At 45.6% G+C, this 22,295-nt stretch carries 21 protein-coding genes and 1 riboswitch; of the genes, 6 read left to right on the forward strand and 15 right to left on the reverse strand.

From position 1 onward, the window contains the following. Positions 1-116: 116 nt before the first annotated feature. Positions 117-683: an ester cyclase gene (locus FHW36_RS20630; protein ID WP_145671480.1), complete on the forward strand. Its 567-nt coding sequence runs from the start codon at positions 117-119 to the stop codon at positions 681-683. Between the two features lie 156 nt (positions 684-839). Here FHW36_RS20630 and FHW36_RS20635 read toward each other — a convergent pair whose 3' ends face one another. From FHW36_RS20635 to FHW36_RS20660, 6 genes are all read right to left on the reverse strand, one after another. Then, the gene (locus tag FHW36_RS20635; RefSeq protein ID WP_145671481.1) at positions 840-1,241 is read right to left on the reverse strand and encodes a hypothetical protein; all 402 of its coding nucleotides are present in this window, start codon (positions 1,239-1,241) and stop codon (positions 840-842) included. Between the two features lie 125 nt (positions 1,242-1,366). Next, positions 1,367-1,777, reverse strand: a complete 411-nt coding sequence (locus FHW36_RS20640) for a hypothetical protein (RefSeq protein ID WP_145671482.1) — start codon at positions 1,775-1,777, stop codon at positions 1,367-1,369. Between the two features lie 423 nt (positions 1,778-2,200). Then, complete coding sequence (locus tag FHW36_RS20645; RefSeq protein ID WP_145671483.1) at positions 2,201-2,509, reverse strand: hypothetical protein; 309 nt, start codon at positions 2,507-2,509, stop codon at positions 2,201-2,203. Between the two features lie 355 nt (positions 2,510-2,864). Further along, positions 2,865-3,149, reverse strand: coding sequence for a hypothetical protein (locus FHW36_RS20650; RefSeq protein ID WP_145671484.1), 285 nt, complete (start codon positions 3,147-3,149; stop codon positions 2,865-2,867). Between the two features lie 12 nt (positions 3,150-3,161). After that, complete coding sequence (locus tag FHW36_RS31085) at positions 3,162-3,332, reverse strand: colicin E5-related ribonuclease (RefSeq protein ID WP_145671732.1); 171 nt, start codon at positions 3,330-3,332, stop codon at positions 3,162-3,164. A gap of 162 nt (positions 3,333-3,494) precedes the next feature. Further along, on the reverse strand, positions 3,495-4,103 hold the full coding sequence (locus tag FHW36_RS20660; protein ID WP_145671485.1) for a TrmH family RNA methyltransferase: 609 nt from the start codon (positions 4,101-4,103) through the stop codon (positions 3,495-3,497). A gap of 111 nt (positions 4,104-4,214) precedes the next feature. On the opposite strand from FHW36_RS20660, the gene FHW36_RS20665 reads away from it, so the two are divergent. Both FHW36_RS20665 and FHW36_RS20670 read left to right on the forward strand, forming a co-directional pair. After that, the gene (locus FHW36_RS20665) at positions 4,215-6,914 is read left to right on the forward strand and encodes an AsmA-like C-terminal region-containing protein (protein WP_145671486.1); all 2,700 of its coding nucleotides are present in this window, start codon (positions 4,215-4,217) and stop codon (positions 6,912-6,914) included. 85 nt (positions 6,915-6,999) lie between these two features. Continuing rightward, the gene (locus FHW36_RS20670; RefSeq protein ID WP_145671487.1) at positions 7,000-7,383 is read left to right on the forward strand and encodes an SdpI family protein; all 384 of its coding nucleotides are present in this window, start codon (positions 7,000-7,002) and stop codon (positions 7,381-7,383) included. A 57-nt stretch (positions 7,384-7,440) separates the two neighbouring features. Here FHW36_RS20670 and FHW36_RS20675 read toward each other — a convergent pair whose 3' ends face one another. The 5 genes from FHW36_RS20675 to FHW36_RS20695 form a co-directional block, all read right to left on the reverse strand. Then, the gene (locus FHW36_RS20675) at positions 7,441-10,623 is read right to left on the reverse strand and encodes an efflux RND transporter permease subunit (RefSeq protein WP_145671488.1); all 3,183 of its coding nucleotides are present in this window, start codon (positions 10,621-10,623) and stop codon (positions 7,441-7,443) included. A gap of 28 nt (positions 10,624-10,651) precedes the next feature. After that, a complete protein-coding gene (locus FHW36_RS20680) occupies positions 10,652-11,788 on the reverse strand; it encodes an efflux RND transporter periplasmic adaptor subunit (protein WP_145671489.1) in 1,137 nt (378 codons plus the stop codon). A gap of 19 nt (positions 11,789-11,807) precedes the next feature. Continuing rightward, positions 11,808-13,142: a TolC family protein gene (locus tag FHW36_RS20685; protein WP_145671490.1), complete on the reverse strand. Its 1,335-nt coding sequence runs from the start codon at positions 13,140-13,142 to the stop codon at positions 11,808-11,810. A 407-nt stretch (positions 13,143-13,549) separates the two neighbouring features. Next, positions 13,550-14,449: a lipoyl synthase gene (gene lipA, locus FHW36_RS20690; protein ID WP_145671491.1), complete on the reverse strand. Its 900-nt coding sequence runs from the start codon at positions 14,447-14,449 to the stop codon at positions 13,550-13,552. Positions 14,450-14,485: 36 nt separating this feature from the next. Further along, positions 14,486-15,322, reverse strand: coding sequence for a hypothetical protein (locus FHW36_RS20695; RefSeq protein ID WP_145671492.1), 837 nt, complete (start codon positions 15,320-15,322; stop codon positions 14,486-14,488). A 169-nt stretch (positions 15,323-15,491) separates the two neighbouring features. Here FHW36_RS20695 and FHW36_RS20700 point away from each other — a divergent pair, with 169 nt between their 5' ends. After that, positions 15,492-15,899: an OsmC family protein gene (locus FHW36_RS20700; protein WP_145671493.1), complete on the forward strand. Its 408-nt coding sequence runs from the start codon at positions 15,492-15,494 to the stop codon at positions 15,897-15,899. A 107-nt stretch (positions 15,900-16,006) separates the two neighbouring features. On the opposite strand, the gene FHW36_RS20705 is transcribed toward FHW36_RS20700, so the two are convergent. Then, a complete protein-coding gene (locus tag FHW36_RS20705) occupies positions 16,007-17,290 on the reverse strand; it encodes a DUF2851 family protein (protein ID WP_145671494.1) in 1,284 nt (427 codons plus the stop codon). Between the two features lie 129 nt (positions 17,291-17,419). Next, positions 17,420-17,537: riboswitch (SAM riboswitch) on the forward strand. Positions 17,538-17,722: 185 nt separating this feature from the next. Here FHW36_RS20705 and FHW36_RS20710 point away from each other — a divergent pair. Both FHW36_RS20710 and FHW36_RS20715 read left to right on the forward strand, forming a co-directional pair. Next, positions 17,723-18,901, forward strand: coding sequence for a trans-sulfuration enzyme family protein (locus FHW36_RS20710; protein ID WP_145671495.1), 1,179 nt, complete (start codon positions 17,723-17,725; stop codon positions 18,899-18,901). Positions 18,902-18,997: 96 nt separating this feature from the next. Continuing rightward, the gene (locus tag FHW36_RS20715; RefSeq protein WP_145671496.1) at positions 18,998-20,179 is read left to right on the forward strand and encodes a homoserine dehydrogenase; all 1,182 of its coding nucleotides are present in this window, start codon (positions 18,998-19,000) and stop codon (positions 20,177-20,179) included. Between the two features lie 59 nt (positions 20,180-20,238). Here FHW36_RS20715 and FHW36_RS20720 read toward each other — a convergent pair whose 3' ends face one another. Genes FHW36_RS20720 through FHW36_RS20730 form a run of 3 tightly spaced genes read right to left on the reverse strand, consistent with a single transcriptional unit; the run spans position 20,239 to position 22,288 of the window. Beyond that, on the reverse strand, positions 20,239-20,808 hold the full coding sequence (locus FHW36_RS20720; RefSeq protein ID WP_145671497.1) for a Maf family protein: 570 nt from the start codon (positions 20,806-20,808) through the stop codon (positions 20,239-20,241). Between the two features lie 2 nt (positions 20,809-20,810). Then, positions 20,811-21,752, reverse strand: coding sequence for a geranylgeranylglycerol-phosphate geranylgeranyltransferase (locus tag FHW36_RS20725; RefSeq protein ID WP_145671498.1), 942 nt, complete (start codon positions 21,750-21,752; stop codon positions 20,811-20,813). Positions 21,753-21,766: 14 nt separating this feature from the next. Beyond that, positions 21,767-22,288, reverse strand: a complete 522-nt coding sequence (locus FHW36_RS20730; protein ID WP_145671499.1) for a KdsC family phosphatase — start codon at positions 22,286-22,288, stop codon at positions 21,767-21,769. Positions 22,289-22,295 lie beyond the last annotated feature (7 nt).

Here is a 22,295-nt window from a genome sequence, read left to right on the forward strand (position 1 = left end):
GGTTTATGTAAGTATAAATGCAAATCCCCACCGCTACAGCGGTGGGGATTTTTTTGTGATGCTACAACACAACCAACCAACACCTTCCATTGTTATCAGGAGTAAAACACCCCTTTATGAAAAACAAATACTTACTTCTGCTATTGCTTATAGCAATTATAAGCAGCTGTCAGCAAAACACCGGCAGCAACAACCTCCAGCAAAAGGTGGATTCCTTACAAAAAGCACTACAACAATATACCGACGAAGCAGCCCTCACCCAACAAAGACTACAACGATTCGATACCCTCGACTTCGACTTTTACAGCCACCAGCAATGGGATTCTTTAAGTGTCAGCCATGCGCAGGATATTGTAGTCACCTACCCCGATGGCAGTCAAACCAAAGGACTCCCAGATCATATTAAACAACTGGAACCACTCTTTACCTTTGCCCCCGATACCAAAATCAAAGAACACCCCGTTAGATTTGGTTCCGGCGACTGGACCTGCGTCATAGGCATAATGACCGGCACTTTCAGTAAGCCCATGTCTATGGGAGATGGAAAAACGATAGCACCCACAGGTAAGTCATTCCGCTTATCGATGTGTACAGTAGGCCATTGGGAACATGGCAAAATGAAGGAAGAGATGTTGTTTTGGGACAATGCGTCAATGATGCAGCAGATTGGGTTGGGGAAATGATTGGTGCTGGAATTAATGTTGCTTTTGAGGTGGCTGCGAAATGCGGCCACCCCTACACGCTATATATTTACCCTTTGAGGTGGCCGCGTTTTGCGCTACCTCATATTCTCATTCGCCTGGAAGCATCTATTAAAGGTTGCAACGATAATTTCCTAATTATCTAAAAGGTTCATAATTGCCGAGACCACCTACCTCATAATCATAGTATACATCAATATCTCCTTTCATACTACAGCCAACATACCATCCTTTTATCCATTTAGGATGAAGATAAAAAGAGGTATCTCTACTATTAATCCTGATTTTTATTAGTGTAGAATCTTCACTTATGCACCATGTTGCCAGTCGGTCTTTTCTATCGCGAAAACGGCCATTGTAGCCATGGTAAATTACCTTATCAACCACTATTTTATCATTCAAAATGATCTTCAATGAATCATTTTCATTTGCGTATATCAACCCAACGGAGACTCTTTTTCCGCTGCAAATTAAGTTGCAGGAATTTGAGAGGAATAAAAAGACAAAGCTATATAAAATTACTACTACTCTGTACTTCATACTTTGCTTAAGGCATTTATATAAGATCTGTTCTTGTTATCAATAAGTAATATTCTCTGACGCCGCCTCTTTTATTCTTATCTTTCAAAATATTCTTCAGGGAATTCACTTAATACATTGTATAGTTATCGAATAGTTTCATACTCCTTAAGCCCGCCAACTTCATAGTCATAGTATATATCAATCCCTCCTTCTATGTTACGACCAACATAGCATCCCTTTATTGCTTCAGGATGAATATAAAAGGATGTATCGCTTCGATTAAATTTTATACTCAAGAGAATAGAATCTTCACTTATACACAATATTGCAAGCCGATCCTTACTATCACGAAAATGCCCAATGAGATCCTTCTTAACTACTTTATCAACAAGTATCTTATCATTCAAAATGATCTCTAGAGAGTCATTCTCATTTGCATAAATAAGTCCCAAATGGATTCTTTTACCACTACAAGGCAAATTACATGCAACTCCCAGAAGTAAAAAAACAAAGCTGACTATAATTGATATTTCATACTTTATTATTCTTTTCATACTTTAACGATCCTCGTGTAGAATATATGCCAAATTCCGGTATTATTTCACTATGATAATTCGTACGAAAATTATTTTTACGATTTAATTTTCCATCCTAATAATTTGAATTCATTAGCTTCAACTGTGTCGTGCTTATACTAGTCGCGTCCCTGGGTTTGACCTTAAATTTTCCAAGTGTATAAAAGCTCCACATGAAGTTATGCTGATTATCTTGATTATTTATATTGAGGTATTGCTCTAACGAACTCCATTTTCCGCTCTTATCATAATCTTCGGGGTGTATAAGCCCTGCAACGGAAATATTTTCACCCTTGCAAACCAAGTTTCAGGCACTACAAAAGAATAAAAGGATAAAGGTGATTATAATGCTTTTTTATACCATCCCCATGGTTAATGCATTCCTTTGAGTAACTAAGGTTGTTATCGAAAAGGTGCATAGTCTCCAAGCCCTCCTTTCTCGTAGTCATAGTATATATCTATATATTTCTGCAAATCACAACCAACATACCATCCCTTTATCAACTTAGGATGAAGGTAAAAAGAGGTATCTCTGCTATTAAATATTATTTTCACTAGCACAGAATCTTCGCTTATACACCATGTTGCAAGTCGATCCTTTTTAGACTCAAAATGCCCATCATATTCTTCCTTAATTACTTTTTCAATCATCACCTTATTATTCAAAATGACCTTTAGAGAATCATTTTTATTTGCATATACCAGGCCCAATGGAATTTTTTTACCGTTGCAAATCAAATTGCAAGAACTTCCTAATAGCCAAAAGGCAAAACTTGTTGTAGTTAATATTCAATTTATCATACTTATTCCTTTTCATATTTTAATCCACCACGTGTAGTGGTTATAAATTTCTTCAAATCAAAATGATAATTCGTTCGAAAATTATTCTTCCTCGATTCCTTCATTGTTAATAGAAAAATCAAAAACGTATTGCAATAAAAAACGCAAGCGGTATTGCCTGCGTTTTTTATTGTGAGCTATCCTCTTACTTGATTCGACCACCTCTTTAAAAAAGCTAGTTTTTTGGGACCCCTGCACCGTAATAAACTGTTACTATTATACTTATTTACTCGCATATTATCTCGAAAAACATACCAATTGGTCTTTTTTCTAAAAAATCTATCGCTTTTTTGTATACATCCCCTTCAAAAAACAACGATGAAAAATCTATACTATCCGCCATGCTTGGTTGAGTACTATTATCTATCAAAAAAAATCCATCTATCCCTAACAAATGGATATTTTCATTTCTACACTCTTTTACAAATTTTAAAGCAATTTCCCTGGTATAAAGAAGCAGCCCTCCTCTTTCTAATGCCTCTTCTACAAATATTTGTTCTACTTTATTCATGAGGAATAATGTTTATTTATGAGGAATAAATGGAATTGTTATTGTCGCATCTGGTATCCAATTTGGATCCAGTCGATAAATAATTTGTATAATTTCATTAGTAATATTATCTTTTACAACATAAGAACCGGTATTCTCAAAAAATACTGTCGCAGCATTACCTGTTGCTCTATTTGTTGCTATTCTTACGGTAAGATATTATATATCGGTTGACGTTAGTGAAATACAAGTACAGAGAATTAATTGCTAAAATTCGGGATTATAGGTCACTGATTCACGTTATTTTAAGGATAAGTCAAACATTTAAATAAAAAAAATGGCCTTTTTAAAAATATGGTAGCCCTCTTACTGCTGCTCCTCTTCCAGTTCCTCTCCTCTAAACCCCCACTCCTCCAGCAAACTATTATACTGCGCATCCGGCAACCCCTGCTGCTGATAATGCCCTGCCAATGTTTTCTGACGCATGGCTTCATAAATACTCACGGCACACGCAACGGAAATATTTAACGAACGGATAATACCCATCTGGGGAATAATAAAATTGCCATCTGCCAGCGCACGGGCTTCCTCGCTGACCCCATTTTGCTCATTGCCAAAAACCAGGGCGATGGAACCGGTAAAATCGATGTCATAAAGACTTTGGGCATCGGCCGCCAGGTGGGTGGTTAATATTTTATCGTATTGACGGCGTAATGCAGCAAAGCACTCCGCTGCACTATCGAAATCATGAATGCTGAGCCACTGTTTGGCACTACTGCTACTCCGATGCCCCCAGTTTTTCCTGCGGGGCTCCCGGGAAGTGATAATGTAAATATCCTGTATGCCCACGGCATCGCAGGTACGCATTACGGCCGACACATTATGGGGATCCTGTACATCCTCTAACACAACTGTTAAATTAGCCTGCCGTTTCTTTAAAACCGACAATATCTTTTCCCTTCTTTCTGGTGTCATATGCTGCTATTATGACGCAAAAGTACAAAATAGCCCAGAGATGGTATTGACACCCCTATTTCCTGCTTTCCACATTATGCTTATCTTCACCCCCAAAACAAAAATTAACCTATGCTCAAGAAGATCCTGAAAATTGTGGGCATCACAGTACTGGTCTTGATAGTGGCCGCTTTCGCCATTCCCTATTTCTTCAAAGACAAAATCATCGCCATTGTAAAAACAGAGCTGAATAACCGGCTCATCGCCAAGGTGGATTTTAAAGACATGGATATCAGCCTATTCCGTCATTTTCCCCGTTTGTCGGTAGGACTCGAAAACCTCCAGGTAGTAGGTACCGGTGAGTTTTCTTCGGATACCCTGCTGGCTGCCAAACAGATAGACGTGGCGCTCAACCTGATGAGTGTTATCAATGGCGGTAAGATGGATATTTATAATATCGCGCTCTCGCAACCACGCATACACGCCATTGTGAATAAAGACGGCGCCGCCAACTGGAATATCATGAAACCTGATACGGCGGCTGCACATCCGGCAGATACCACGCAAAGTAAATTTGCCCTCAGCCTGCAGCAGTATAAAATCGAAGATGCATGGATCAGCTATGAAGACCGCCAGGGTAATATGGCCTTGCTGGTTACCGGCCTTACCCACCAGGGACAGGGCGATTTTACACAGGACCAATTCCTCCTGCAAACCAGTACGGTAGCCGATGGCATTACCTTCCGGTATGGCCTCATCCCGTATTTATCGCAGGTAAAAACCAAGCTGGATGCCGGTATCCAGATCGATAACAAAACCAGTACCTATACGCTGAAAGACGGTAAAGCTTCGCTCAATAACCTGGAGCTGGCCCTGCAAGGCCTTTTTAGGCTGGTAAATGATTCTACCTACGGTATGGATATGAGCTTTAAAGCGCCTTCCACTAACTTCAAGGACCTGCTGTCGCTGGTACCTGCGGTATATAAAACGGATTTCGATAAGATAAAAACCAGCGGAACCGCCGCTTTTGCCGGGTTCGTAAAGGGCAACTACTCTCCTACGCAAATGCCGTCATTTGGACTGGACCTGAACGTAAAAGATGGCTTCTTCCAATATCCCGATCTGCCCAAGCCAGTGAAGAATATCCAGATAGCCATGAAAATTAGCAACCCCGATGGCGTACCTGATCATACCGTGATAGATATGCCTACCGGCCACCTGGAAATGGATAATACCCCGCTGGACCTGCGTATGCTGATTAAAACGCCGATATCCGATCTGTACGTGGATGCTGCAGCCAAAGGCAAACTGGATCTTTCCAAAATCAGCCAGTTCGTGAAACTGGAGGCAGGCACCAACTTAACCGGGCTGCTGGATGCCGATATCAGTGCCAAAGGCAATATGAGCGCCATCGAAAAACAACAATACGACCGCTTCTATGCCGCCGGTACCCTACAATTGAGCAATATGCTCTATAAAAGCAAGGATTATCCCGATGGCGTAAAAGTGAATAACCTCTTCTTACAATTCAACCCGAAAAATGTAACGGTAAAAGAACTGAACGGACAATACCTGGGCACTAATTTCGAAGCCAATGGTGCGGTCAATAACTTACTCGCCTATACGTTGAAAAACGCGCCCCTGGATGGCCAGCTGAATTTCAAAGCCGATGAAATCAACCTGGATAAATGGATGGGGACTACTAGCTCCACTCCTGCCGCCAGCAAGGAAACTGCTAAGCAAGACAGCGCTGCTGCCATGCCGTTTGCCGTGCCGGCCAACCTGAACATCGGCCTGCAAACAACCGTTAATAAAATCCATTACGATAAAGCCGATCTCACTAATGTATCCGGCAACCTGCTGGTAAAAGATGAAACGGTGACCATGCAGCAGCTCAAAGCCAATGCCCTGCGGGGTACCATGGAAATCAACGGTAGCTATAGCACCAAAGCCAGCAAAACCAACCCGGATATTAACCTTTCGTACAATGTACAGAACATCGACGTACAACAAACGTTCAATACCTTCAATACGGTACAAAAGTTAATGCCTATCGGTAAATTCCTCTCCGGTAAAATTACCTCCCAGCTCACCATGCACGGTAAACTGGGCAAGGATATGTCGCCGGAACTGAATACCCTTACCGGAGATGGTAACCTGCTGCTGATCCAGGGATTCCTGAAACAATTTGCCCCGGTAGACCAGCTTGCCAACACCCTGAATGTAGCCCAGCTGAAAGACCTGTCGCTGCGTGATATCAAGAACTACTTCGCCTTTGAAAACGGTCGCGTGAAAGTGAATCCGTTTAAGGTAGTGGTGAACGGCGTGCGGATGGATATTGCCGGCTCACATGGATTTGACCAGTCGCTCGATTACACCCTGCAACTGGCCCTCCCCCGCAGCCTTATGGGCGCCGCTGGTAATAACCTGATCAACAACCTGGCATCGCAGGCACAAAGCAAGGGTATTCCTGTAAATATCGGCGACAGCGTTCACCTGCAAGTATTAATGGGTGGCAACATCCTGAAGCCCAGCGTAAAAACTGACTTGCGCGAATCGGCCAACAGCCTGAAAAACCAGGCAGCAGCGCTGGTAAAAAATAAGATAGATACGGTGAAAACCACGGTAAAAGACAGCCTGAACCAGATCAAAAATACCGCTGTCAACACCCTGAAAGACGAATTAAAAAATCAGCTCAGCGGTAAAAAAGATTCTGCACATAACAGCAAACCACTGGAAAATGTGGGCAAACAAGCCGGCGAATCAGTGAAGAATACCTTAAACAACCTGTTTAAAAAGAAAAACAATACCGCCGATACAACCAAACACTAAAGATATAAGTTCCGCCCCGCCACAGGTGGGGCGGAACTTATATTCACTTTTTTTCCGTAACTTATGGTAACCAAAACCCCGGACCATGTTGTTACCTTTCCTCCACTCCACCTGGTGTAACGCTGCTATCTTTGCGGGTGCATTATTCTTTTTCATGGGCTTCTTTATTCACCGTTATCCACCCAAAAGCACCAAATCATGGTATGGCTACCGCAGTTTCCTGTCTACCAAAACACCTGAAATGTGGCGCTCCGCCAATGAATACGCCGCCTATATTTCCCGTCGTATAGGCGTGATATTGATATTGACAGGCATTGCCTGCGCGCTGCTGTTCAACCGCCAATCCGACTGGTTCCTGTACATTACTATCGGCGCTGTAGTAGCTGGTACTATGTACATGGTGGGCGATACCGAGTGGGAACTCACCCGCCACTTCGATAAAGACGGCAACCGCATACTTCCCGAATAAAAACAAAGAAGGCGCTGCTTTCGCAACGCCCCCCTGTAATTATAAACCCTAATACTATTAAAGTTTTCCCTGTACATCATGTTCAGGTACAGACTGATAGTTTTCCTTCATCTTCTGTAATTTCTCTTTACCATATGCCAGTCGCGTAATCACTACGAAGAGCACCGGTACAATGAAAATGGCCAGGAAGGTAGCGGTAAACATACCGCCCAACACCGTCCATCCCATGGTTTTACGCGCTTCTGCACCCGCACCGGAAGAAAATACCAGTGGCAGGATACCCAGCAGGAATGCCATAGACGTCATGATAATGGGGCGCAAACGCAGTTTGGCCGCTTCTACGGCCGCTGTAATCAAATCCATACCCCTGTCTACACGCTCTTTCGCAAACTCCACGATCAGGATCGCATTCTTGGCCGACAAACCAATCAACGTAATCAAACCAATCTGCGCATATACGTTGTTACTCAGCTTAGGCAGGAAGGTAAGCACCGTAATGGCCCCAAAGGCGCCAATAGGCACGGCCAGCAATACCGAGAAGGGTACCGACCAGCTTTCATACAAAGCGGCCAGGAACAGGAATACAAAGATGATTGACAAGGCAAAGATGTAAACGGTTTTGGAACCCGACAACAACTCCTCGCGGCTCAAACCGGAGAACTCATATCCATATCCATCCGGTAATGTTTGCGCCGCCACTTCCTTCAATGCGTTGATCGCATCACCGGAACTATATCCCGGCGCAGGGTTACCGTTAATTTCCGCAGAACGGAACAGGTTATAGTGCGAAATCACCGGGGCGCTTTCTATCACTTTATAAGAAGTCAATGCACTCAAAGGCACCATAGAACCCGCCGCATTGCGCACAAATAGCTGATTCAAGTTTTTAATATCCCCACGGTAAGTAGAATCCGCCTGTGCTACCACGCGGAAGTTACGGCCGTAAATAGTGAAATCGTTAATATAGGCACTACCCATATACGTTTGCAGGGCAGATGCAATGTCCGATATCTTCACGCCCATTTTCTTAGCCTTCTCACGGTCAATATCCAGCTGGTAGCCGGGCGTACGGGCCGTAAAGAAGGAAAATGCCTTGGCTATTTCAGGGCGGCTGTTAGCCGCTGCCAGGAACTTCTGCAGTACCCCTTCAAATGCTTTTACTTCACCGCTTCCCCTTTGCTCGAGCACAAACGAGAACCCAGCGGTAGAACCTAACCCCGGTATAGCCGGCGGTGGAATCACCACCACATTGGCTTCCTTGTATCTCGACAACTTCTTCTGCAAAGCAGCTACCAGGCCAAACACCTGCAGGGAGTCTGGCTTACGCTCATCCCATGGCTTCAGCTGGCAGAAGATGGTGGCACTGTTGGATTTAGTAGCAAAGTTTACTACGTTCAAACCTCCCAAAGCCGCATAGTGCGCAATACCTTCTGTATGATCCAGGTCTTTCATCATCTGCTGCATCACCGCCAGGGTACGTTCGGTAGAAGAAGATTCAGGAAGGTCGAATGTGATGTAGATACGTCCGTCGTCCTCCGTAGGAATAAACCCGGTAGGCTTGCTCTTAAACAGCATCATAGTACCTACAAATATGCAGATCAGGATCACCACTACAAACCGGAAATAGCGGATACTCTTTTTCACCCCCATGGAATAACGGGAAGTAGTATGCCCGAACCAGCGGTTGAACTTGTAGAAGAACTTATTCAATCCTTTGGAATCCTTATCCAGGTGCATGGGTCTCAGCAACAGGATACACAATGCCGGTGTTAACGACAACGCCACGAATGCGGAGATCATTACAGAGATGGCAATGGTGATAGCAAACTGCTGGTATAAACGCCCTACGATACCCGGTATAAACCCTACAGGAACGAATACCGCCGCCAGGATCAGCGCAATCGCGATTACTGGGCCGGAAATCTCTTTCATGGCCTGCGCGGTGGCATCCCGTGGCGTCATTTTCTCGTGGTCAATATTATGCTGTACCGCTTCCACCACCACAATGGCGTCATCCACCACAATACCGATGGCCAGCACGAAACCGAACAGCGTTAAGGTATTGATGGTAAAACCAAGTGGTATGAAGAAGATGAAGGTGGCAATAATGGATACCGGGATGGCCAATACGGGAATCAGTGTTGCGCGCCAGCTTTGCAGGAACAGGAATACCACGATCACCACCAGTATCAGCGCTTCTACCAGGGTATGCAATACCTCTTCGATAGATACTTTTACTACGGACACAGATTCAAATGGTACTACGTATTCAACGTCAGAGGGGAATTGCTTTTTCAGTTCCTCCATGGCGGCAGTCACATTCTTTGCCGTTTCAATGGCGTTACTACCCGGGGCCTGGTAAACGAGCAGGTAGGCTGCACGTTTTCCATCTACGAAGTTATTACCGGCATAGTTAAATTTACCCAGTTGCACGCGGGCCACATCTTTCAGGTATACCAGCGTTCCATCAGAGGGACGGGTTTTCACAACCACGTTACCAAATTCTTCCGGTGTGGATAAACGCCCTTTGGTGAAGATGTTGTATTCAAAGGTTTGACCGGTTTGCTGCGGCGGCGCACCCACGGAACCTGCGGTGATCTGCGCATTCTGCTCTGCCAGGGCGGCACGGATATCATCGGCAGTAACGCCCATTTCCGCCAGCTTATCGGGTTTCAGCCATATACGCATACTGAAATCATCTGCGCGGGTAAAGATATCCCCTACTCCTTTTGCTCTCAGCAACGCGTCTTTTACATATACGTTGGTGTAGTTGTCGAGGAAGGTAATATCATGTGTGCCTTTGGGAGAATACAGGGCTACGAGCATCAGGATGCTCGGGTTACGCTTCCTAACGGTTAAGCCTAAACGCTGTACTTCCTGTGGCAGGGTGGGCTGTGCAATTCCTACACGGTTCTGTACGTCCAGTGCGGCAATGTTGATGTCGGTACCTACTTCAAAGTTAACCGTCATACTCATTTGTCCGCTACTGGTATTGTTGGTATTGATATACGTCATACCAGGCGTACCATTCACCTGTACTTCTACCGGTGTTGCCACGGTTTGTTCTACCGTTTGTGCATCTGCACCGGTATAGGTACCCGTTACCTGTACAGTGGGGGGTGAAATTTCCGGGTACTGGCCAATGGCCAGGTTCATCATCGCCAATATCCCCACCAATACCAGCACGATAGAAATCACTATCGCTGTTACGGGTCGTTTTATAAAAGTATCTGCAATCATGATCTTCGCTGTTGATTCTACTGATAAACTATTTCTTCGCTGCGGCGTCTTGTGGTGCTGCAGGTATTCCTATCTGTATTTTGCCGCCATCGCGCAAACGCTGGAAGCCTTCTGTGATCACTTTTTCACCGGGCTGTATACCGTCCATGATTACTATTTTATCGCCAATCCTGGGTCCCAGGTGTACTTTCTTTTGCGTAGCTGTGCTGTCGCCAGCCACAAATACAAAGTATTCACCCATCTGCTCTGTGATCGCTTTGTACGGGATCAGGAGGCGGTGGCCCGACTGGTCGTTGAGTACGCGGAGTACACAGCTCATACCGTCTTTCAGCTGATCATCCGGGTTATTGAATTCAATACGTACGCGGATGGTACCGGTTTGATTATCCACACCACGGTCGATGGCCAGTATCTTACCACCATGCGTATATTGGGTACCGTTAGACAGCTGTAAGCGGAAAGTAGAATCGCCAGTAGCGGCATTGCCCTGCAACGCGGCAAAACGGGCAATATCATTTTCGTTTACCACAAAGTCTACCGCAATAGGATTTTCACTGGAGATGGAGTTCAACAGGGTGCTCCCAGGGCTCACCTGGGCGCCCAGTTTCACCTGGGAAATACCAATGCGTCCGGTAAACGGCGCTTTGATGAGCGAGTAATCAAGATCTGTACGCACCGCAGCGAGATTGGCTTCTGCGGCTGCCAGCTGGCTACGGGAAGTTTCCAGGGTAGCCTTGGCATTATCCACAATCTGGCGGGCTACCGCATCCTGGTCGGCCAGGCGCTGGTAACGGTCATCATCTTTCTTTGCCCTCTCAAAGCTCGCACGGGCACTGGCTACGTTGGCCTGTGCCTGCAGATAGGCAGCCTCATACTTACGGCGGTCTATTTCATACAACACTTTTCCCTTCTGCACAATTTCTCCTTCTTTAAAAAAGATACCCGTGATAAAACCTGATACCTGGGAACGCAGCTCTACCTGGTTCAACGCTACCACGGTGGCGGGATATTTATCATAATAAACGGCCGGCGCCTCCGTAGCGGCGATAACATTTACCGGTGTAGGGGGAATAACAGGTGCGCCTTTCTGACCGGGACCCTTACAAGCCGCAAAGCCCAGCATAGTGGCAGCACTGATTAAGACGATGTTGTTCATTTTTTTCATATCCGTTCCGGTTACCATTTTAATAATTAGCTGTTAAGGTTCCTAATGCTTTTTGCAGATCTATCCGGCTGGACAGCACCTGGTACATAGAGTTATAAAAATTGAGCTGTGCTGTACGCAGATCCGTTTCCGAAATCAGCACATCGAGATAGGTTTTGATCCCTTCTTTATACTGCAATTGCAACATATCATATACATCTTTCGCCATCTGCACATTTTCTTTCAACGTCAGGTAGTCGTTATAGTTACTCCTGTAAGTAGCCATGGCCTGTGCATATTGCGAGTTGATCTGGCTTCTTAATGCCGCAAAGTCCCATTGGGTACGCTGCAACTGCATTTCCGCCATGCGGATATTATGTACCCGTTTTCCTCCCTGGAAAATAGGCAATGATAATTTTAATCCCAGCAACGAGTTGGGATAATCGTTACTATATAGTTTTCCGAAATCAGCGCTCTGATAGGCAAATGCATAGTTCACAAAGGCCGATACGGTAGGCAGGTAACTCCATTTATTGTATTTCACATTGGCCTGTTGCAGGCTTTGTTGGGTTTCGAGCAACTGGTATTCAATACGGTTCTTATAGTCGGCAACCAGCAGGGTATCGTCCCCGGTTACCTGTGCCGCCAGGGAGGAGGAGTCTTGCACCAACGGTACATCGCCGCTGTTGGCAGGATATCCCATTAATTGCTTCAGGTAGGCCTGCTTGGCGGTGAGCAGTTCCCTGGCCGACTTCTGCTGGGCCCTGGCATTGTTCAGCGAAATAGTGGCCCGCTTGGCATCTATTTTATCTACCACCCCACTGGCATATTGATTATTCGCATCTTTCAAACTACGTTCCAACCGGGTGATGTCTTCATTGAGTACTTTAATCTGCTCTGCTGTCAGCAATACATCATAGTATGCTTTGCTCACATCGGCTACCAGGTCTATCTGGTTACGCATAGTGGTTTGACGGCTTTGTTTCCGTACTTCCTTTGCCGTGTTGGTAGCCAGTAACAGGTCGCGGGTAAAAATATTCTGGTTCAACCCAAACTGCGCCGTAGAAGTATTAGCCACGCCTACTTTCGTAGGATTGCCACCGAAAATAGAAGTGGGCAATTCCATGTAATGCTGGATATTATAATCCAGATTGATCTGTGGATACCAGTCGGCCAGCTTACTCTTCACCGTTCTATCGGTAATGGCTTCATCCAGCAGCGACTGACGTATGACTGGCTGGTGTGCAATCGCATACCGGATACATTCCTGTAGCGTGGCGCTGGTTAAAAGGGAATCGGCAGGTTGCTGTGCAAATACCTGCGGGGAGATAAACATCCCGCACATTACAGCTAACAAATAAAATGCTCTTTTCATAAAAGGCTTTTGACATTCAGTTCATCATTGTACCAATCGAAAGGGAATAATACCCGCATAAAAACGAGTCAGATTTTTATAACATGGCAGCATTGTTCCCCTGGTTGTTGCACAGATTTTTAAGTCTATGTAACATTAATATTAGTCGCAAAAACATGTCTATGCTGTAGTTACTACAGCCAACAGGCAGGTTGATATGAGAGTTGCTTATTCGATACTATCTGAAACTAGTCAGCACGGTTTTCAGGTGTGGTTCCAGGTATCTGAATCAACGTTTAACAGTGAAGTAGGTAGAACAACTTATGGTTGCTTAGGTAAAAGTAAATTCGGGCGCTAAGATAACGTTATACAAACAAAAATCCACCCATGAGGGTGGATTTTAACAATTCAGTGAGAATCAGCTCCGGTTATCCTTTATTCCGACCGCTGAAAATATGTTTCTCCGCATGGTAAGAAGATCTTACTAACGGTCCTGACTCTACGTAGTCAAGGCCCATGTTATAGCCAATCTCTCTCAGTTCGGAAAATTCATCGGGATGTACGAAACGTACTACCGGCAGGTGTTTAGGGGTAGGCTGCAGGTATTGACCCAGCGTTACCACATCACAACCATTGTCGTACAGGTCTTGCATAGCCTGTACTACTTCTTCCTTGGTTTCTCCCAGTCCCAGCATAATACCACTTTTGGTACGCATACCACCTTCTTTCAAGCGGCGGATTACTTCCAGGCTACGGTGATATTTTGCCTGTATTCTTACCTGTTTGGTTAAGCGTTCTACTGTTTCCAGGTTATGAGACACGATTTCAGGCGCAGCATCGATGATGCGCTGGAGATTTTCCCACTGACCACGAAAATCCGGGATCAGGGTTTCCATGGTGGTTTGTGGGTTGAGGGCTCTTACCGCATTGATGGTGTTGGCCCAGATGATAGAACCTCCATCTTTCAGTTCGTCCCTGTCTACCGAGGTGATAACGGCATGTTTTACCTTCATCAGGTAAATAGCTTCTGCCACCCGTTGAGGTTCGTCAAAATCTGCTGGTTCCGGCCGGCCGGTGGCTACGGCACAGAAACCGCAGCTACGGGTACAGATATTTCCGAGGATCATGAAAGTAGCGGTACCAGCGCCCCAGCACTCGCCCATATTGGGGCAGTTGCCGCTTTCACAGATGGTATGTAGTTTATGGGTATCAACCAGGTTTCTTACCTGTTTGTAAGTTTCGCCTATCGGTAATTTAACGCGCAGCCAGTCAGGCTTCTTTACTCTTGTGGTAGCCGGTTCGGCGGCTATTACGGGTAGTTCTTGCATCGCTTATTCCTTTCTTTAGAAAAGCAAAGTTAATACTTATCTCTTATTCCAGCGTTTTCCGAATTGAATGCCCACATATGCATTAAAAAAGAACTGTTTATTGTAGTCAGTGCCATTCACCGGCACCATAATAGGTATCTTTTTGGTATACATTTCAGCGTTTACTCCAATTTCCAGGGCACTTACCACTTCATTAAAGTGAGCCCAGTCGAACCGGAGGCCCAATTTGGCATGAGCGCCCGGCACCACGCTCAGATCGCCCCAACCCTTACCGAAACCTGCTGCCCCATTGATCTTGTCTTTATTCAGGAAAAGATTGGCATTCTCCGCGCTATATTTTAAGTCGATATTATCCCCGGCAGGATCCTGTACATTCACATAGTAAGGTTTTAACAAACCCAGGGACAGGCCACCATAGTAGATCGCATCCACTTCTACCCCGTTCTTATTGGCTTTGCCACCAATCAGGTAACGTTGCCCGATACCCAGTTTTACCGGGTAAAAATTGTTTTGTTTACCAAATATATAAGGTCGCTGCGTAAAGGAATAGCCTCCACTTTGCTTGTATTCCTTGTTGTTTTTCTTTTCGGAAAACTCAATCTGGAAATAAGTTACTTTTTTCCGGCTTTTACGATATCCTTTTTCCACGAAACCGGACCATCCATCAGTATTTAAACGGGCACCGGCTGAGAAATCACGCTGAAATACATTTTCCCCCTCTTCCTGCTCACGGAAAATGGCAATCTTCTTCAGCTTACGCTGTTCCTTCTCTTTCTCCTTCTGGGCTTTGGAAGCAGGAGCAGGAGTCGTGGTTTGAGCAAATAAACCGCCGGATAGTGTCGCTAAAAACAGGATCAAGTATATTTTTTTCACAGTGGGCTATTATTATATATAAATTAACGCTTTATCAAAGGTATTGTTATGTATATATTACAAACGTAGCTAATTTTTTTTGAGTTTAACAGCGCCGCCGCCTGCCATATTACACTTATACTAAAAATACATTTAATTTTACTGTCTGATCATAAAAACAGCAAGCACTATGCAAACGGCATCAATTATTTATAACGGCGAATTACGTACTACTTCTACCCATCTGCAATCCAGCACAGTGATCGAAACAGATGCTCCTGTGGACAATCGTGGAAAGGGAGAGCGTTTTTCCCCTACCGACCTGGTGGCCTCCGCCCTGGGTTCCTGCATGCTCAGCATCATGGGCATCAAGGCGATGGACAATGGATGGAATATTGAAGGTACCAAGGTAAGTGTACAAAAAATCATGGGGTCTGATCCCCGTCGCATTATCGGTGTTACCATCGTAATGGATTTGCCTGCCGGCCACAACCTGGGTGAAAAAGAAAGAACCATCCTCGAAAGAGCTGCGCTTACCTGCCCGGTGGCTAAAAGCCTGCACCCGGATTTAGTGCAGGATGTGACTTTTAATTGGTAAGCAGAAAGCGTAAAGTATAAAGCAGAAAAGCTATTGTGGAGATTCATCTAAGCGGATTTTTAAATACTCGCTAATTGTTTCTCCACAATAGCTTTCTGCTTTATGCCTTACACTCCTTTAATGATCTTCGCCCCGATAGCGCAATACAGGCATTTCTTCTCATTACAATAGTATTGCTTTAACTGCAGCAAGGCCTGCGACTCCAGGGCATTCTCCTGCTTTACCCCCAGCAATGCCCACTGATGGGTGATATTATTTTTCTCCGGCGGCAGCTGCTGTAGCAGATGAAGCGCTTTTTCCTGGTAGTATTTCTGCTGCTTTTGTTGCCCGTAAAAAAACAGGAGCGGCAATACCGTGTTGATAAGAATAGTATGCACCGCCTGCCGGCCGGGGCATTGGGTTTGCGCCACCGGTTGCCCGAATCGGTAATGCGTGCGCCAGTACGCAGACGGTTGTACGAAAAAAAGCTGCTCCAGCGCAGTTATATCTTTCGCTTCCAGTACCTGGGAAAAAATATGGGTAGTCTTTCCCAGCAAGGCAGCCAATGTAGCTAGTCTCACCGTAGGAAAGGCGGCAGGGCGCATGCGCAGCCAGTTCCACTGATGTGCCGCCATGGGCTGGAGCCGGTACTTATGCCGCAGGTGCGTAAAAATATCCTGTAGCTGCAACGCGTAAGTATCCGTGTGGGCTGCTTCCAGCATACCCGCCTGGCCAAAAAGAAAGGCTTCCAGCTGTATCAGTTGGTGCCGGTGCCGCATCAGCGTTCTGTAGGGAAGGGATTGGGCCACCTGCAGAAATGGCGCTGCATTTACCGGGATGCCATAGCTCTGGGCAATGGCCCAGTAACACACTTCTTCCCAGTTGCCATGCGTGGCCAGTAACCAGAACTGCAGGCCCCTGATCTTTCGCTCCCAGCGTTCGGCCAGCAGTCGCTCTTTCCAGCTGATCCAGGTAAGCGATGGCACCTGTGCAGCCTGGGCGGCGCAGGGCACAAAAGGCGCCAGGCTCCGCAACGCTTCATAACGTTGCAGCAACAGCTTGGAAATACGCTCCTGTAGCTCCAGGCATGGCACGCCCGGAATGCCCTTACCCGGCATGTCATGTATAAATACCACATGAAGTATGATCCGCCCATATTGCGGATTATGCTGGTGCCCATGCCGGAACCAATCCGACGTACGCAGGTGCAGCTCTACCTGCCCTATCCACAAGGCGGTTCCGATCCTGATACGGGCAGCGGAAAAATCGGGTCCTCCGTGATGATTGAGTACACCGGGATGCAATATCTCCACCGGCTCCCCGGTAACAGTTGTCAAATGATCCTGGCGGAATAGCCGGAAGGCCCAGATATGCTGGAATAGCTCCTCTGAGAGCGGGGGATTAACAAACATAAACAAACAGGATTGGGGTATAAAATAATATCATTCAAAGGTAATAAATCATCATTTAATAAATAAATTGTAACAGCAATTTGGAATTTTGATAAAAGTGATATTACCTTTGCGCCAGTTCTTACACATCACTTATCCAGAAAGGCGGAGGGACTTGGCCCTGCGATGCCTTAGCAACCTTTCCTGATTACGATCAGGAAAAAGGTGCTAATTCCTGCCCACGGTGTAACCGGGGGAAAGATAAGTTGGCAGAGATTATACTTCACAGCTATATATAACTTTCTAAGAAAGCTCTTCCAACACCATGGAAGAGCTTTTTTTATGCCCACTTCCCACCCCATTCATGGATTTGTCGTTGTTTAAGTTGATCTTTAATGATAAAGTTGCAGCAGATTTTTGTGCACATTGAACATCATTAAAATATTTTAACAAATGAAAACAGCTACACAACTGATTCATAGCATTCCGGTAGACGAACTGACAGGCGCCATTTCAGTGCCTATCTATCAAACATCCACCTTTGTGCAGGAATCACCGGGCATCAATAAAGGCTTTGAGTTTTCGAGGGCCAACAACCCTACGAGAAAAGTGCTGGAAGACCTGATCTGCAACCTGGAAGAGGGTTTCGCAGGTTTTGCATTCGCCAGCGGCATGTCGGCCATTGATGCAGTACTGAAGCTGTTAAAAACCGGCGATGAAATCATGGCGGTGGAAGATACCTACGGTGGCATCTTCCAGATCTTTAACCACATGTTTGAACGCTTCGGCATCAAAGTTAATTTCGTAGATACCAGCAACCTCGATAAAGTACTGGCTGCCATCACTCCCAATACAAAAATCATTTGGCTGGAATCCCCTACCAATCCAACACTACGCATTTCTGATATAAAGTCTATCAGTAAAATTGCCAAACAACATAATATACTGCTGGTAGTAGACAACACTTTCAGCACGCCCCTGTTACAACAACCGCTAACACTGGGCGCCGATATCGTGATACACAGCGCCTCCAAATACCTGGCTGGCCACTGCGATGTAATAGCCGGACTGGTAGTAGCCAATTCTAAAGTACTGGCCGACCAGATCCGCTATAATCAAAATATTTCGGGGAGTATACTTAGCCCGTTTGAAGCCTGGCTTACCATACGTGGTATTGAAACCTTATACCTCCGGTTCGAAAAACAATGCAGCAACGCTTCGGCTATCGCCAACTGGCTTGTTGCCCACCCAGCGGTGGATAAAGTATTTTATCCCGGACTGGTTACACATAAAAATCATCATATTGCCCGTAAACAACAAAAAAGCTATGGCGCACTGGTGAGCTTTTCCCTGAAAAGCGACAACATAAAAAACGCGATCCGCATTGTAAATGCCACTAAACTATTTAAACTGGCAGAAAGCTTCGGCGGCGTAAAAAGTATGCTGGCCCACCCGGCCACCATGACACATCGCAACATCCCGGAAGAATTCCGGAAAAAAACAGGTCTACAGGACTCCTGTATCCGTTTATCAGTAGGCATTGAAGATGCCGATGACCTGATCAACGACCTGAAACAGGCACTGGATAAACTAAATCATCCAGCCGGCAAGCAAATCACTGTTTTACAATAAGCCGTTGACAGTTAGTAACAACTTTGACACCATCAGAACCTGATCAATCCTGGTAGTATCAAGGCTCACTGCCAAAGGCGAAAGCTCAAAAAAAGTATGGAAAATAAGATCATCAATTTAGGTATTTTCGGATTCGGCGTCGTAGGACAAGGCCTCTATGAAGTATTGAACAGAACCAAGGGTATCAATGCACGTATCAAAAAGATATGTATTAAAGACCCTAACAAGTCAAGACCCATCGACAGCAGCTATTTTACGACGGATAAAAACGAAATCCTGGAAGATCCGACCATTGACGTTGTAGTAGAACTGATCAATGACACAGAAGCAGCCTTTGAAATCGTAAGCACCGCCCTCCGTAACGGTAAAGCCGTGGTAAGCGCCAGCAAACGCATGATCGCAGAAAACCTGCCTACCCTGTACCAGTTACAGGCAGAAAACAAAGTGCCCTTCCTGTACGAAGCTTCCAGCTGCGCCAGTATTCCCATTATCCGCAACCTGGAAGAATACTACGACAATGATCTGCTCAATGCAGTAGAAGGTATCTGTAACGGCTCTACGAACTATATTCTCACGAAAATATTCGAAGAAAACCTTAGCTTCGCAACAGCCCTGCAACAGGCGCAGGACCTGGGTTTCGCCGAAACAGATCCTACCCTCGACATTGAAGGATATGATCCTAAATTTAAAATCGTTATCCTGCTCCTGCACGCATTCGGTACTTTCGTAAAACCGGAAGAAGTGTTCAATTTCGGTATTCACCACCTGAACGATTTTGATATACAGTTTGCCAAACAACGTAACTGTACCATCAAGCTGATTGCACAGTGCCGCCGCCAGAATGGCCACGTATCTGCTTATGTGCTGCCACACCTGATCAAAGAACATAACCTGCTCTTTGATGTGTACAACGAATACAATGGTATCCTGCTGGAAAGCGCCTTCACCGACAAACAGTTCTTTGTAGGTAAAGGAGCCGGTGGTACCGCTACCGGTAGTGCCGTACTGTCGGATATCTCCGCCCTGCTGTATAACTATCGCTACGAGTATAAAAAGATTAAACAAAATAACCAGCCCAGCTTTACCAACGACGTAAAACTGAAAATATACCTGCGTTATAAAACACCTAACCAGGTGGACCTGGCAGAGTTTTTCAGCATCTCTGAAAAGTATGAATCATCAGAATGGCGTTATGTGGTAGGTACCATTAACCTGCAGAAACTGAAAGAAGCCGGCTGGCTGAAAAATAAAGACGTGAATGTCCTCGTATTGGAGTAAATATATTAAATAAGCAAAAACCAATCATGAAAACGGCGCAGTTCCCTGCGCCGTTCGAATTATAGCTGGTTCAATGCAGCTACTACCTTGCTCACCGGCAGTCCCATTACATTATAGAAACAGCCGTTGATACGATCAATCCCCACTGCTCCAATCCATTCCTGTATGGCATAAGCGCCGGCCTTGTCATAAGGCTTGAACTGATCCACATACCAGGTGATCTGCTCAGTGGTTAAAGGATTAAAGTGCACGGTCGTTGTATGGGAAAACGCCGTTTCCTCGGCGCCTTTCCGGATCACCACCCCGGTAATTACCCGGTGTTCCCGTCCGCTCAGCCGGGAAAGAATCGCAATGGCATCTTCCCGGTCCGTCGGTTTCCCGATAATGGTATCATCCAATACCACTACGGTATCTGCGGCAATAATAATATCGGTGTCAGTACACAATGCTTTTACGGCAACAGCCTTTTGACGGGCAATATACACGGGGATATCCGTAATAGCCAATCCTGGTGGAAAAGTTTCCGCCGTTTCCACCACCTTCACTTCGAAAGGGATGCCTGCCTGTTCCAGCAGCTGCTTCCTGCGCGGTGACTGGGAAGCCAGGATAACAGGTGTTCCTTTATACATCACTATAAATACAGTTTAAAAAATATCATCGATAAAATGCCTGTCAGCATAATCACTTTTACCAAAGTGCTTACCTTATGGTAATGCGCCGGCAATGTAGCCTTTTTCAGCTGCAGGTAAACGTATAGGCATGGCAGTTGTACAAACAATACCAGGTAAGCAATTGCAATATACCATTCCAATATCCACACGCGGATTTCCACTGCGGCAATGATTACGACCAATGCCAGCAACAGTACATTACACAAGCGTTTAGCGGCGAGTACCCCCCAGGCAATCGGCAGGGTGCGGCAACCATCTTTGCTGTCGCCCATCATATCTTCCAGGTCTTTCACTATTTCCCGGACCATCGAAATCAGGAAAGCAAACAAGGCGTATACCCCAATTACCTGGATCAGTTTGCGGCCGGTAGCCGACATGATGGCTTCAAAGCTATGGTAGATCTGTTTTTCATAGAATCCCACCACTACTACCGCCAATGCGGTTAACAGGGAAATGACCACGTTACCGATCAGCACCTGTCTTTTAAACGAGGTGGAATAAAACCATAGCAAGAGCGAACATACTACCTGGGTAAAGCCGAGGTAAAACTGGCCGATACGCCAGGCTACCAGGAAGCCCAACGATACGCCGGCCATATTCAGCATGGTATGCCAGGCCATGGCCCAGCGCCGGCTGATAATTTTATCCAGTATCATCTTATCCGGCTTATTCACAATGTCGATGTTGATATCGAAATAATCATTGATGATATAGCCGGCTGCCGCTACCAGTATGGTCGACAAACTCAATAATACAAACTGGGGAACAGGCAGGGAGGGCTCTTCCCCGGAGCTGCGTAACACCGGTTCTACTACACAATATTGCAGTAAAAACTGGGTAAGGCCAATGTATACCAGGTTTGGGTACCTGATCAGTTTAAAAAATGCAGCCCAGAGCTTCATAGTTTTCTCTTTTATTATTTCGATGCAATTCCTTCATCCATTAACCAATGTCCGTTCAGTTTGAGCACTTTTTCCATTACCTCTCTTACGCATCCATGGCCTCCGGGCAGGGGGGATATGTATTTTGAAATGCTTTTTATTTCCGGTGCTGCATCTGCAGGGCAGGTAGGTAATCCCACCAGTTGCATAGGCTGGTAGTCCGGGATATCATCTCCCATATATAAAATTTCATCCCAGCGCAGGTCAAGCTCAAATACATAATCCTGTAACTTTTCTTTTTTGTCAAGTACGCCGGTATAGATATCTTTTATACCTAATCCCTGTAACCTGCTTACCACGCTTTCCGATTTTCCTCCGGAGATGACAACCACCCGGTATCCTTTTTTCACCGCCAGCTGCATGGCGTAGCCGTCCTTGATATTCATTTTGCGGGACATCTCCCCTCCTGGCAACAATTGCAGGGTACCATCTGTTAACACACCGTCCACGTCCAGCACAAAAGTGCGAATAGATTTAAATAAAGCCAATACGTTCATGGGGCCA

This window comes from Chitinophaga polysaccharea (assembly GCF_007829335.1).
Classification (GTDB): Bacteria; Bacteroidota; Bacteroidia; order Chitinophagales; family Chitinophagaceae; genus Chitinophaga; species Chitinophaga polysaccharea_B.

What these genes read in the sequence shown, in the direction of transcription:
- FHW36_RS20630 (WP_145671480.1), top strand. Translation starts at nt 117, where the DNA reads ATGAAAAACAAATACTTACTTCTGCTATTGCTTATAGCAATTATAAGC.
- FHW36_RS20635 (WP_145671481.1), bottom strand. Translation starts at nt 1,241, where the DNA reads ATGAAGTACAGAGTAGTAGTAATTTTATATAGCTTTGTCTTTTTATTC.
- FHW36_RS20640 (WP_145671482.1), bottom strand. Translation starts at nt 1,777, where the DNA reads ATGAAAAGAATAATAAAGTATGAAATATCAATTATAGTCAGCTTTGTT.
- FHW36_RS20650 (WP_145671484.1), bottom strand. Translation starts at nt 3,149, where the DNA reads ATGAATAAAGTAGAACAAATATTTGTAGAAGAGGCATTAGAAAGAGGA.
- FHW36_RS20660 (WP_145671485.1), bottom strand. Translation starts at nt 4,103, where the DNA reads ATGACACCAGAAAGAAGGGAAAAGATATTGTCGGTTTTAAAGAAACGG.
- FHW36_RS20665 (WP_145671486.1), top strand. Translation starts at nt 4,215, where the DNA reads ATGCTCAAGAAGATCCTGAAAATTGTGGGCATCACAGTACTGGTCTTG.
- FHW36_RS20670 (WP_145671487.1), top strand. Translation starts at nt 7,000, where the DNA reads ATGTTGTTACCTTTCCTCCACTCCACCTGGTGTAACGCTGCTATCTTT.
- FHW36_RS20675 (WP_145671488.1), bottom strand. Translation starts at nt 10,623, where the DNA reads ATGATTGCAGATACTTTTATAAAACGACCCGTAACAGCGATAGTGATT.
- FHW36_RS20680 (WP_145671489.1), bottom strand. Translation starts at nt 11,788, where the DNA reads ATGAAAAAAATGAACAACATCGTCTTAATCAGTGCTGCCACTATGCTG.
- FHW36_RS20685 (WP_145671490.1), bottom strand. Translation starts at nt 13,142, where the DNA reads ATGAAAAGAGCATTTTATTTGTTAGCTGTAATGTGCGGGATGTTTATC.
- lipA (WP_145671491.1), bottom strand. Translation starts at nt 14,449, where the DNA reads ATGCAAGAACTACCCGTAATAGCCGCCGAACCGGCTACCACAAGAGTA.
- FHW36_RS20700 (WP_145671493.1), top strand. Translation starts at nt 15,492, where the DNA reads ATGCAAACGGCATCAATTATTTATAACGGCGAATTACGTACTACTTCT.
- FHW36_RS20705 (WP_145671494.1), bottom strand. Translation starts at nt 17,290, where the DNA reads ATGTTTGTTAATCCCCCGCTCTCAGAGGAGCTATTCCAGCATATCTGG.
- FHW36_RS20710 (WP_145671495.1), top strand. Translation starts at nt 17,723, where the DNA reads ATGAAAACAGCTACACAACTGATTCATAGCATTCCGGTAGACGAACTG.
- FHW36_RS20715 (WP_145671496.1), top strand. Translation starts at nt 18,998, where the DNA reads ATGGAAAATAAGATCATCAATTTAGGTATTTTCGGATTCGGCGTCGTA.
- FHW36_RS20720 (WP_145671497.1), bottom strand. Translation starts at nt 20,808, where the DNA reads ATGTATAAAGGAACACCTGTTATCCTGGCTTCCCAGTCACCGCGCAGG.
- FHW36_RS20725 (WP_145671498.1), bottom strand. Translation starts at nt 21,752, where the DNA reads ATGAAGCTCTGGGCTGCATTTTTTAAACTGATCAGGTACCCAAACCTG.
- FHW36_RS20730 (WP_145671499.1), bottom strand. Translation starts at nt 22,288, where the DNA reads ATGAACGTATTGGCTTTATTTAAATCTATTCGCACTTTTGTGCTGGAC.